At 69.7% G+C, this 11,181-nt stretch carries 12 protein-coding genes and 2 pseudogenes; 3 read left to right on the top strand and 11 right to left on the bottom strand.

Translation table 11 applies throughout. The features are described from left to right. The 4 genes and pseudogenes from JWR86_RS09240 to JWR86_RS09255 all read right to left on the bottom strand — a co-directional run. A pseudogene (locus tag JWR86_RS09240) lies at window positions 1-942 on the bottom strand (hypothetical protein); the annotation flags it as partial. Between the two features lie 130 nt (window positions 943-1,072). Further along, entirely contained in the window at window positions 1,073-1,882 is an 810-nt protein-coding gene (gene tatC / locus JWR86_RS09245; RefSeq protein ID WP_299564028.1) for a twin-arginine translocase subunit TatC, read from the bottom strand. Then, a complete protein-coding gene (gene tatB, locus JWR86_RS09250) occupies window positions 1,879-2,427 on the bottom strand; it encodes a Sec-independent protein translocase protein TatB (protein WP_299564031.1) in 549 nt (182 codons plus the stop codon). The genes tatC and tatB overlap by 4 nt, the downstream gene beginning before the upstream one ends. A 65-nt stretch (window positions 2,428-2,492) precedes the next feature. Further along, on the bottom strand, window positions 2,493-2,759 hold the full coding sequence (locus JWR86_RS09255; protein ID WP_299564034.1) for a twin-arginine translocase TatA/TatE family subunit: 267 nt from the start codon (window positions 2,757-2,759) through the stop codon (window positions 2,493-2,495). Between the two features lie 319 nt (window positions 2,760-3,078). Between JWR86_RS09255 and JWR86_RS09260 the strand changes: the two genes are divergently transcribed. Continuing rightward, window positions 3,079-3,465, top strand: coding sequence for a hypothetical protein (locus JWR86_RS09260; protein ID WP_299564037.1), 387 nt, complete (start codon window positions 3,079-3,081; stop codon window positions 3,463-3,465). A 130-nt stretch (window positions 3,466-3,595) separates the two neighbouring features. Then, on the top strand, window positions 3,596-3,850 hold the full coding sequence (locus JWR86_RS09265; protein WP_299564040.1) for a hypothetical protein: 255 nt from the start codon (window positions 3,596-3,598) through the stop codon (window positions 3,848-3,850). A 75-nt stretch (window positions 3,851-3,925) separates the two neighbouring features. On the opposite strand, the gene JWR86_RS09270 is transcribed toward JWR86_RS09265, so the two are convergent. Beyond that, entirely contained in the window at window positions 3,926-4,771 is an 846-nt protein-coding gene (locus tag JWR86_RS09270) for a MoxR family ATPase (protein WP_299564043.1), read from the bottom strand. A 176-nt stretch (window positions 4,772-4,947) separates the two neighbouring features. Between JWR86_RS09270 and JWR86_RS09275 the strand changes: the two genes are divergently transcribed. Continuing rightward, the gene (locus JWR86_RS09275) at window positions 4,948-6,771 is read left to right on the top strand and encodes a cation:proton antiporter (protein WP_299564046.1); all 1,824 of its coding nucleotides are present in this window, start codon (window positions 4,948-4,950) and stop codon (window positions 6,769-6,771) included. Between the two features lie 3 nt (window positions 6,772-6,774). Here JWR86_RS09275 and purQ read toward each other — a convergent pair whose 3' ends face one another. From purQ to JWR86_RS09305, 6 genes and pseudogenes are all read right to left on the bottom strand, one after another. Further along, on the bottom strand, window positions 6,775-7,470 hold the full coding sequence (purQ, locus tag JWR86_RS09280; protein ID WP_299564050.1) for a phosphoribosylformylglycinamidine synthase subunit PurQ: 696 nt from the start codon (window positions 7,468-7,470) through the stop codon (window positions 6,775-6,777). A 151-nt stretch (window positions 7,471-7,621) separates the two neighbouring features. Further along, window positions 7,622-7,855, bottom strand: a pseudogene (purS, locus tag JWR86_RS09285) (phosphoribosylformylglycinamidine synthase subunit PurS); the annotation flags it as partial. A gap of 103 nt (window positions 7,856-7,958) precedes the next feature. Continuing rightward, window positions 7,959-9,485 carry an acyl-CoA carboxylase subunit beta gene (locus JWR86_RS09290; RefSeq protein WP_299564053.1) on the bottom strand — a complete coding sequence of 509 codons (1,527 nt, stop codon included), beginning with the start codon at window positions 9,483-9,485 and terminating at the stop codon, window positions 7,959-7,961. Window positions 9,486-9,566: 81 nt separating this feature from the next. Beyond that, window positions 9,567-10,304 carry an ATP12 family protein gene (locus JWR86_RS09295; protein ID WP_299564056.1) on the bottom strand — a complete coding sequence of 246 codons (738 nt, stop codon included), beginning with the start codon at window positions 10,302-10,304 and terminating at the stop codon, window positions 9,567-9,569. Further along, window positions 10,297-10,974, bottom strand: a complete 678-nt coding sequence (locus JWR86_RS09300; protein ID WP_299564059.1) for an HAD-IA family hydrolase — start codon at window positions 10,972-10,974, stop codon at window positions 10,297-10,299. Before JWR86_RS09300 ends, JWR86_RS09295 begins: the two co-directional genes overlap by 8 nt. Window positions 10,975-10,982: 8 nt before the next feature. Then, on the bottom strand, window positions 10,983-11,181 hold a 199-nt coding region (locus JWR86_RS09305), incomplete at its 5' end, for a PsiF family protein (protein WP_299564062.1).

Here is an 11,181-nt window from a genome sequence, read left to right on the forward strand (position 1 = left end):
GTACCGAGCAGTCGTAAGTCGATCGCTCTGGAGCTCTCTCCTTGCAACGATCAGGCCGTCGACCGCCTTGATAACATAACCGGACAAAATCTCTCGATCAGCGCTGTTGATGCCGGACGTCCTAAGCGCAGCGACAACATGCTTCGCCATTTCCCTGTCGGCGTCGCCAAACTGATTTTCACGTTCCACCCCCGCAGCTGCCATGGTCAGAAGCTGTTCGACGTCCTCTCGGAGATTTTTCGGATCGAGGGACGACAAAGCGTAGAACTGATCCTCTGCAAACTTCGGCAGCTGCGCCGTCCCAAACATCGCGTCGTCCCGCACCATCAGCGGGGGCGACACCTCGGTGTAGCCGTGCTCGCTCGTGTGCAGGTCGAGCATGAACTGGCCGAGCGCCCGCTCCAGCCGGGCGAGCTGGCCGCGCAGCACCACGAAGCGCGAGCCCGAGAGCTTGGCCGCGGCCTCGAAATCCATCAGCGGCCGGCCACCGACCGTCCAGCTCTCGCCGAGCTCGAAATGCTGCCGGCCCGAGCCGAGCTGGCGGTCGCCCTCGAAGCGGTGGTCCTCGCGCTGGACGTTGTCGTGCTCGTCGGCTCCGATCGGCACGTCGGCTGCGGGAAGGTTCGGGATCTCGGCCAGCCGCGCCCGCAGCGCCGCCTCGGCCGCCTTCTCTTCCGCCTCGAGCGCCGGGGCGTGCTCCTTCAGGGCCGCGACCTCGGCCATCAGGGCGGCGGCGCGCGCCTCGTCCTTGGCCTTCTTGGCCGCCCCCACCTCCTTGGACAGCGCATTGCGGCGCTCCTGCGCGGCCTGGGCGGCCGCGACCGCGGCGCGGCGCCGGTCGTCGAGCGCGAGAAGTTCAGCGGAGAGGGGCGCGAGGCCGCGGCTCTCGAGCCCCGCGTCGAAAGCGGCCGGGTCGTCGCGGATCAGGCGGATGTCGTGCATGGCGGTGAGGCCGGGCGGCACCCGGCCTTCTCCATTGTGGCGGCCGCGCCGAGGCCCGGCCAGTCCCTGTCGGAAGCCGCTCCGCTTTCCACATCGGCCCGGCCGGGACAAGCCCGGGCCGGCCGCTCGGCTATTCCGCGGCGGCTGCGGCGGCCGCTGCCGCGGCGGCGCTCTTCTTCTCCGCCATGCGGACGGCGATGATGGAGGCCTCGTAGAGCAGCAAGGTTGGCACCGCGAGCGCGATCTGGCTGATCACGTCAGGCGGCGTCAGCACCGCGGCCACGATGAACACGCCGACGATGGCGTAGCGGCGCTTGTCCTTCAGGAACTGCGAATCGACGATCCCCGCCCGGCCCAGCAGCGTCAGGATCACCGGGAGCTGGAAGCAGATGCCGAAGGCGAAGATCAGCGTCATGATGAGGGACAGGTATTCCTGCACCTTGGGCAGGAACTGGATCTGCGCCTCGCCCGGCTGCGCCCCGAGTTGCTGCATGCCGACCGAGAAGTTCATCACCAGCGGCATGGCGATAAAATAAACCACCATGGCGCCCACAAAGAACAGGATGGGAGTCGCCACCAGATACGGGAAGAAGGCCTGGCGCTCGTTCTTGTAGAGCCCCGGCGCCACGAACTTGTAGATCTGGGTCGCGATCACAGGAAAGGCGAGAAACGCCGCCCCGAACACGGCAACCTGGATCTGCGTGAACAGGAATTCCAGCGCGTGCGTGTAAATCATGGGCGCGTTGTGGGCGCCGCCGACTGCCCAGACGTAGGGCTGAACCAGGATGTTGTAGATGTGCTTCGCGCCCGCGAAGCACACGAAGAACATGATGATGAAGGCGATCAGCGCCTTGATCAGGCGCGAGCGCAGCTCGATCAGGTGATCCAGCAGCGGCGCGCGTGATGCCTCGACTTCGGCCTCGTCCGTATCGGTCCTCACGCCTGGGCCTCCCGGGCCGGCAGGAGGGGAGCGCCGAGCGGCTCTGGGCCCGCGGAAGCGGCCGGGCTCGGCGGCGGCGGCGCAAGGGCCGGCAGGGCCGGCTCATCCACGGGCAGGGGCACGAGGGGGTGGGTCTCCGGGAATGCAGGCCGGGCGGGCTCGGGGGGCGGGAAGGCCGGCTCGGTTCCGGCGCTCCAGTCCGGGGGCGGCAGGTCAGCCGTGTGCGACACCGGCAGGTCGGACGGCCGCACAGGCGCGTCAACCGAGCCCTTGATCTCGTCCCGAATGGTCTGGATCGGGTTGAAGGCCGCGGAGGTGGCCGAGGCGACCCCGCGGCTGAGCCCTTCGACCTCCTTGCGGACGTCTTCGAGCTCGGCTTCCCGCATGGCGTCGGAGAACTGCGCCTGGAACTCGCCGGCCATGCGGCGCACCTTGGCCGTCATCTGCCCCACGGTCCGCAGCGCCTTGGGCAGGTCCTTGGGGCCGATGACGATCAGGGCAACGCCCCCGATCACCATGATCTCGCCCCAGCTCATGTCGAACATGACGCGGTCTCACCCCGGCCGCGAAACGCGCGGCCGGCCGGATACGGGCCGGACGGCCCCTGAAATCAGCCGAGCTTGCGGTCGGCGAGGGTTGAGGTCGACGACGTCGGGACCGGCTCGTTCCGGTGTTCCAGCGTGCGGACCGGTTCGGCCGTCGCGCCGGGCGCGGTGGCCGGAGCCGCGCTGGCCGTGTCGTCCTCGGCCATGCCCTTCTTGAACGCCTTGATGCCCTTTGCCGCGTCGCCCATGATCTCGGACAGCTTGCCGCGTCCGAAGAACACCATGATCAGGAGACCGACCACGATCCAGTGCCAGATGCTCGCGCCACCCATGGCGAACCCTCCTGCGCGCCCTGCGGCGCCCGTCCTGCGTTGGCCGGCAAACTAGGGTTCTCGGCCCCCGAAGACAAGGACGTCGGCCCGGCCGCGCCGCTATGCCTCGCCGCGTCGGGCGGAGCAGCGAAGGGCGGCCTCGGCCGGCGTGGCGGCGGGCCGGAGTTGGGCCGGTTTCGGTTGCGGCGAGCCGGCGGGCGGGGCTCGGGCGAATCCTGTAGAGGCCGGACCGGCGCCTGCGCGACGGCCATCTTGGCGCCGCCGTTCTGGCGCAAGGGAACGCATCGAGGGGCCGCAACGGGCCACCGGAGAAGGTCACATGATGTCAGGTTTCATTCGCGGCTCCGCGTTGGCAGGCGCCCTCCTCCTGTCGGGGGCCGTCTCCGCCCAGTCCTCCCCGCCCCTCGCCACGATGCCGATGCCGCCCTCCGCGTCGGACCCGCTGCCCAAGGAGGGCGCGAAGCGGAAGCCGGCGGCAGACAAGCCGGCCGCAGCGGCCAAGAGCCGGCCGCAGGCGACCGGCGAAGGCGGGGATGCGGCGGGCCGCACAAGCGCGCGCCGCTCCGGAGCCGCCGCCCCGGCCCAGAACTTCGAGCGGCCGAAGCGGTATGTGCCGGCCGAGTTCGATCAGGGCGGCGAGCCCGGATCCCGCGCCAAACCCTTTGTCTCGGAAACCGGCCGTCCCGGCATGGGCATGCGTTTCTGACCCGTGCCGTCGCGCGTCTCACCCTTGCAGTGAGCCGATCGTCGGCGGCCGGCCCGGGGCGGAAGCTTAGCCCCGGAACCCGGCCTCTGTTCTCCGCGTTGCTGGGCCACAATCCTTGCAGGAGGACATCATGAAAAGCGTTGCCATCGCCGCCTTCGCGGCCTTGCTCAGCACGGCCGCAATTGCGCAGACCAGCACCACGGTGACCCGCGAGGAAGGCCCGCTCGGCGACCGGACCACGGTGACCAAGCAGAACTCCGACGTGATCGGGACCACCACCAAGCGGACCACCGAGACCACCGGGTCGGTCGGCTGCGATTCGAAGTCGGTGACCAAGACCAACGAGTTCGGCGATACCCGGACGAAAACCAAGGTCGAGTGCTGACGGCGCTTCGGCGTCAGACACCTGGATCTGAGGCCCGGCCGTGTGCCGGGCCTTTTTGCGTCGGGGACCGGCCGGTCAGCGTGCCTCGCGCCGGCTCATGAACGCCAGCTTCTCGAAGAGCGAGACGTCCTGTTCGTTCTTGAGGAGCGCCCCGTGCAGGGGCGGAATGAGCTTGCGGGGGTCGCGCTCGCGCAGCTGCTCAGGCCCGATATCCTCGGACATCAGGAGCTTCAGCCAGTCCAGCAGCTCGGAGGTGGAGGGCTTCTTCTTGAGCCCGGGCACGTCCCGCACCTCGAAGAACAGCCGCAGCGCCTCCTCGATCAGGCGGCGCTTGATGCCGGGATAATGCACCTCGACGATCTGAGCCATGGTCTCGGGATCGGGGAAGCGGATGTAGTGGAAGAAGCAGCGGCGCAGAAAGGCGTCCGGCAGCTCCTTTTCGTTGTTGGAGGTGATGATCACGATCGGCCGGCGCTCGGCCCGGATCGTCTCGCCCGTCTCGTAGACGTGGAACTCCATCCGGTCGAGCTCCAGGAGGAGGTCGTTCGGAAACTCGATGTCGGCCTTATCGATCTCGTCGATCAGCAGCACGGGCCGCTCCGGCGCCTGGAACGCGTCCCAGAGCCGGCCGCGCCGGATGTAGTTGCCGATGTCGGACACCCGCGGATCGCCGAGCTGCGAATCGCGCAGCCGCGAAACGGCGTCGTACTCGTAGAGCCCCTGCGCGGCCTTGGTGGTCGATTTGATGTGCCAGGTCATCAGCGGGACGCCGAGCCCCTTGGCGATCTCCTCGGCCAGCACGGTCTTGCCCGTTCCGGGCTCGCCTTTCACCAGCAGCGGTCGCTCCAGCACGATGGCGGCGTTGACCGCCACCTTGAGGTCGTCGGTCGCGACGTAATCTCGGGTCCCCTGAAAGCGCATGCTCGTTCCTTCTCGCCCTTGGGTTCTAGAGCGATGCCGCGATCCCTGCCAAGCAAGCCCCGGCGGCAGGCCTCCGCGGGGCGGCCCCGGAATGCGACACGCCCCCCCGAACCATGGTTTAGTGACCGCAGGCTGTCCGGCCGCGCGCGGATTCGGCGGCGACACGCGGAGACACGATGGCGGCACCCATAGACGCGGGATCCTACAAGGAAATCATGCTCTTCCTGGCAACGGCTGGGATCGTGGTTCCGGTTTTCAGCCGCCTCAAGGTCAGCCCCGTTCTGGGCTTTATCGGGGCCGGAATCCTGCTTGGCCCGTTTGGGCTCGGGCGGCTGGTTCCGACGCTGCCCTGGCTCGACTGGTTCACCATCGCACAGACCGATCAGGTCGCCCACCTGGCCGAGTTCGGCGTCGTATTCCTGCTGTTCGCGATCGGCCTCGAACTCTCCTGGGAGCGCCTGCGGGCCCTGCGGCGCCTGGTGTTCGGCTTCGGCGCGGCTCAGGTGGTGCTGTCCAGCGCCGCCCTGGCACTGGTCGGCATGTGGTTCGGGCTTCGCCCGGGGCAGGCCCTGCTCTGCGGCATCGCGCTGGCACTGTCGTCCACGGCCATCATCGTGCCGATCCTGGCGACGCAGAGGCGGCTGAACTCGCCGACCGGCCGCGCCAGCTTCTCGGTGCTGCTGTTCCAGGACCTGGCCGTCGCGCCGGTTCTCTTCACCATCACGGCGGTGGACACCGCCGGGTCCGGCAACCTGCTGCCGGCCTTCTCGCTGGCTCTCGTGCAGGCCGCGCTCGCGCTCGCCGTGATCGTGATCGCCGGCCGGCTGGCGTTGCGGCCTCTGTTCAAGCTGGTCGGCGACACGAGCAGCCCGGAACTCTTCATGGCGGCCTCGCTCCTGGTCGTCCTCGGCACGGCGCTGGTGGCCGCCACGAGCGGCCTGTCCATGGCGCTTGGGGCCTTCGTGGCCGGTCTCCTGCTGGCCGAAACCGAGTACCGCCGCGCCATCGAAGCCATGCTCGAGCCGTTCAAGGGTCTCCTTCTCAGCATCTTCTTTGTGTCGGTCGGGATGGGGCTCGACCTGCGGGTCGTCGCGGCGGCGCCGCTGGCGATCCTGGCCGCGACCGTGGGCCTGATCGCCCTCAAGGCGCTCATCGTGCTCGGCCTCAGCCGCGTGTTCCGGTTGCCGCTGCGGGTCGGCGTCGAGGCCGGCCTGCTGTTGGGCGCCGGCGGCGAATTCGCCTTCGTGCTGCTCGGGGCGGCCGTGGCCGCGAGCCTCGTCCCCTCGGATGTCGGAGGCGCGCTCGTGGCAGTGGCCACCGCCTCCATGATCGCCCTGCCGCTCCTGGCCCGGCTCGCCCGCCGGGCCGGCCGCGAGGTGGCCGAGCAGTCCGCGCCGCCGCTGCGGCCCGAGCCGCCGCCGAGCGATCTCGAGGGGCACGTCATCGTGGCCGGGTACGGGCGGGTCGGACAGCTCGTGGCGGACATGCTGGGCCGGCACGCGATCCGCTACCTGGCGATCGATTCCAACCCGGCTCTGGTGGGTGCGCAATCCGGCAACCCAGCCGTCTGCTACGGCGATTGCACCTCGGCGGCCTTTCTGCGGGCCTGCGGCATCGACAGCGCCACGGCGCTGGTGGTCACACTCGACCGGCCGTCCGCCGTCCAGCTCGTGGTCGAGGCTGCTCGCCAGCTCCGGCCGGACCTGACCATCGTGGCGCGGGCGCGGGACGCGCGGCACGCGCGCGATCTCTACCGGCTGGGCGTGAACGACGCGGTGCCGGAGACCATCGAGGCGAGCCTGCAGCTCTCGGAGGCGGTGCTGGTCGATATCGGGGTGCCGATGGGGCCGGTCATCGCCTCCATCCACGAGCGGCGCGACGAGTTCCGGCGCGATCTGCAGAAGGCCGGCACGGCGGCGACGGACCGCAGCGGCGCCGATCCCAGGCGCACCGGCGTGTTCAGGAGCCGGCGCACCGTCGGCAAAACCGCCGCCACCTGACCGTCAGGCGGCGGCGCGCTCGGCCGCCAGACTGTCGAACATGGGCTTGCCGTCGATGCCGCCGACCAGCGGATCGACGAAGTTCTCCGGGTGCGGCATCAGCCCCAGCACGTTGAGCCGGGGCGAATAGATGCCGGCAATGGAATTCAGCGAGCCGTTGCGGTTCGCGTCCTGGGTGATGCGCCCATCCCGGGTGCAGTATCGGAAGGCCACGAGCCCCTCGCCCTCGAGACGGGCCAGGGTGGAGGGGTCGGCCGTGTAATTGCCCTCGCCATGCGCGACGCAGATGTCGATGGCCTGGCCGGTTTCGTAGCCGCGGCTGAAGGCCGTGTCGGCCCGCTCCACCCGCACCGACTGCCGGTGGCAGATGAAACGCAGGTTGGAATTGCGCATCAGAACGCCCGGCAGAAGCCCGGATTCGCACAGGATCTGGAAGCCGTTGCAGATGCCGAGCACGAGCCCGCCCCGTCCGGCATGGGCCCGCACGGCATCCATCACCGGCGCCCGCGCCGCGATGGCGCCGCCGCGCAGGTAGTCGCCCGAGGAGACGCCGCCGGGCAGAACCACCAGATCGGTTCCAGCCGGCAGAGAGGTTTCCGCGTGCCAGACCGTCTGGACGTGCGCGCCGGAGCCGCGCAGCGCGCGGGCGACGTCGCCGTCGCGGTTGGACCCGGGAAAGAGAAGAACGGCGGCCCGCATGTCAGGGATGCCCCTCCGTGGGCATGTCGGTGTCGCGCGCCGCGATGTCCGTCGCGGCGGCCGGATCGACAGCGGCCGGCGAAGCCGGGCCTTCGGCTGCGGCATCCTCCGCCGGCGTCTGCGCCGGCGCGGCTGCCGCCTGTCCAGGCTGCATCTCGATCCGGTAGGTTTCGATCACGGTGTTGGCGAGGAGCTTCTCGCAGGCCTGGCCGAGCGCCGCCTCCGCGGCGGCCTGGTCGGCGCCGTCCAGTTCCACGTCGAACAGCTTGCCTTGGCGCACCGACGTGACGCCGGCGATGCCGAGCGACGCGAGTGCGCCCTCGATGGCCTTGCCCTGCGGATCGAGCACGCCGGATTTCAGCGTGACGGTAACTCTGGCCTTCATGCGGGGTCCCAGGTGACGATGCGGCTCTGTCTAGAGCCCGCACCCGGCCTTGTCATCCGGCCGAGCGCGGCTGCGACATGCTGCGTGGCCGAAAACGACGGCCTTACAGCGGGATGTTGTCGTGCTTCTTCCAGGGCGTCTCGACCTGCTTCTCGCGCAGCATGGCGAGGGCCCGGGCCACGCGACGGCGCGTCGAATGGGGCATGATCACCTCGTCGATATAGCCGCGCTCGGCCGCCACGAAGGGCGACAGAAAGCGGTCCTCGTATTCCTTGGTCTTGGCCGCAATGCCGTCCGCATCCATGCCCCGGAAGATAATCTCGACCGCGCCCTTGGCTCCCATCACGGCGATCTGGGCGGTCGGCCAGGCGTAGTTGACGTCGCCGCCGATGTGCTTCGAGGCCATGACGTCGTAGGCGCCGCCGAACGCCTTGCGGGTGATCACCGTGACGAGCGGCACGGTCGCTTCCGAGTAGGCGAACAGCAGCTTGGCGCCGTGCTTGATGAGGCCGCCATATTCCTGCGCCGTCCCGGGCAGGAAGCCGGGCACGTCCTCGAAGGTGACGATCGGGATGCTGAAGGCGTCGCAGAAGCGCACGAAGCGCGCGGCCTTGCGCGAGGCGTCGGCGTCCAGCACGCCCGCCAGAACCATGGGCTGATTGGCCACGAAGCCGACCGTGTGGCCCTCGATGCGGCCAAAGGCCGTGACGATGTTGCGGGCGAAATTCTCCTGGATCTCGAACATGTCGCCTTCGTCGGCGACCTTCGCGATCAGTTCCTTGATGTCGTAGGGCTTGTTCGGATTGTCGGGCACCAGCGTGTCGAGCGACGTGTCCGTGCGGTCCGGATCGTCGAACGAATCCCAGACGGGCGCGCCCTCCTGGTTGTTGGCCGGCAGGAAGTCGACAAGCCGCCGCACCTGGAGCAACGCCTCGACGTCGTTGTCATAGGCGCCGTCGGCGATGGAGGATTTGGTGGTGTGGACCTTGGCGCCGCCAAGCTCCTCGGCCGTGACCACCTCGTTGGTGACCGTCTTCACGACGTCGGGCCCGGTCACGAACATGTAGCTCGTGTCGCGGACCATGAAGATGAAGTCCGTCATGGCGGGCGAATAGACGTCGCCGCCCGCGCAGGGACCCATGATGACGGAGATCTGCGGGATCACCCCGGAGGCGATGACGTTGCGCTTGAACACGTCGCCATAGCCGCCCAGGGCCGCCACGCCTTCCTGGATGCGTGCGCCGCCGGCATCGAACAGGCCGATGATCGGGGCCCGCGCCTTAAGCGCCATGTCCTGGACTTTGGTGATCTTGCGGGCATGCGCTTCCGACAGCGAGCCTCCGAAGACCGTGAAATCCTTGGAGAAGACGAAGACCGTGCGGCCGTTGATGGTGCCCCAGCCGGTGACGACGCCGTCGCCCGGGATCTTGTGCTTTTCCATGCCGAAATCGGTGCAGCCGTGCTGCACGAACATGTCGAACTCCTCGAAGGAGCCGTGATCGAGCAGGAGTTCCAGCCGCTCGCGGGCGGTGAGCTTGCCCCGCTTGTGCTGCGCCTCGATGCGGCGCTCGCCGCCGCCGAGCCGCGCTTCGTCCCGGCGTTCCGCCAGGAGTTCCAGCATGTCCTTCATCAACCGTCCCCGTTCGTGGCCGGGCACTAGCACGCGGCTGCGGGTGGGACCAACGGGCTCCGTGCTGCGCGCGACCCGCGGCTAGTCCGCGACGTGCCGATAGAGCCGAGAGGCCGCCACGAACTCGGCCTCGCGCCTCTCGAGCCGCAGCGCCGCCTCGGCGTCCTGGCCCCAATGGCTCTCCTGGTAGCGCTCGTCCACATGTGCCGCCTCCCAGGCGGCCTGCGCCTCGAGCGCGCCCGCGACATGCATCAGCGGGATCAGGACGGAGCCGGTCAGCGTCGTCATCACGTGGAGGGCGGCCAGCCGGAACGGCGAGCTTTCCGCCTCGAGCCGCTCTCGCACGCGGGCGAGGGAGTCGTCGGGCTGCTGCACGAACATCACGCCCTGGCTCAGCACGAAGCGGGCGCCGAGGGCCTCTCGGGCCCAGCCGAGAACGGGCTCCCAGGCCGCGTCCTGCGCGGCCACCAGGGTGGCGGGCTCGCCGGCCCTGTAGGCAACGAGGTCCGATCCGGCATAGCGCGCGATGTCGGCGCGAACGGCCTCCATCTCGCGGGCCACGCCGTCGATCGCCGTGTTCGCGAGCCGCGTCAGCGGCATGGTGGCCGGGTCGATGGTGTCGCCCTGCCCGTTCCACTCCGCAGCCACGGCCTCGCCGAGCCCGAGGGTCGGAAGCAGCAATGGCGCCCGGCCGGGCGTGCGGGCCGGGCGGCCGTCGAGCGACAGGACGAAGCCGCCCTCCCCAGCCTCGGCGCGCGCCTCCCGGAAGAAGCGCTTGGGCAGACCGGCCTTGCCGGTGGAAACGGTTGGATCAGCCATGGGCCGCAGCCCCCGCCGGCTGCCGCAGCCCGATCAGGGGCGCGAGGTGTTCGACATCGTCGATCACGGTTTCGGCTCCGGCCTCCCACAGGGCGGGGACGGGGTGGTAGCCCCAGGACACGCCGATGGGCCGGATGCCGGCCGCCCTGGCCATCAGCATGTCGAAGGTGGTGTCGCCGATCATCACGGCGTCTGCGGGCCCGAGCCCCGTCTCGGCCAGGGCGGCGAGCAGCATGCCGGGATCGGGCTTCGAGGGTGAGTCGTCTGCCGTCTGAATGGTGGTGAACACCCGGTCCCAGCCGTGCCGGTCCACCAGGTGAGCAACGCCCTTGCGGGATTTGCCCGTGGCGATGCCGAGCAGGATGTCGGGCTCGGCCGCCAGCCGCCGGATCATCCCCTCGATGCCGGGAAACAGCGGCTCCTCGCAGGCCGGATCCGCCCGCAATCGCCCAAAAGCCTGCCGGTAGGCCTCGGCCAGCTCCTCCACCGGCCCGAGCGGCCCGACCAGCGCCGTGAAGGCCTCGCGCAGGGACAGGCCGACGATGGAGAGTGAGCGCTCCCGCGTCGGGGCAACGAGCCCACAGGCCGCGAAGGCCTCACGCTGGGCGGCGACGATCAGGGCCTGGCTGTCGACCAGCGTGCCGTCGACGTCGAAGATGACGAGTTGCAAGGGCGGGCTCAATGCGTGGCGGCGCCGGCGGCCGGGCCCCGGCCGCGCCGGAACAGCCGAAGGCCGTAGCCGAGGCGGCAGCGCTGCACGAAGTGGCGCCGCTCGGCCCCCCGAAGGCGCCGCTTCACGGCCTCCGCGTTGCAGCGCGCAAAGGTGCGCTGGCCGCGCGGCACCGCCTGGGCGGCGGGCGGCAGCGGCGTGCGCGTG

The sequence above is a fragment of the Enterovirga sp. genome (assembly GCF_028290205.1).
In the GTDB taxonomy this organism is placed as follows: Bacteria; Pseudomonadota; Alphaproteobacteria; order Rhizobiales; family Beijerinckiaceae; genus Enterovirga.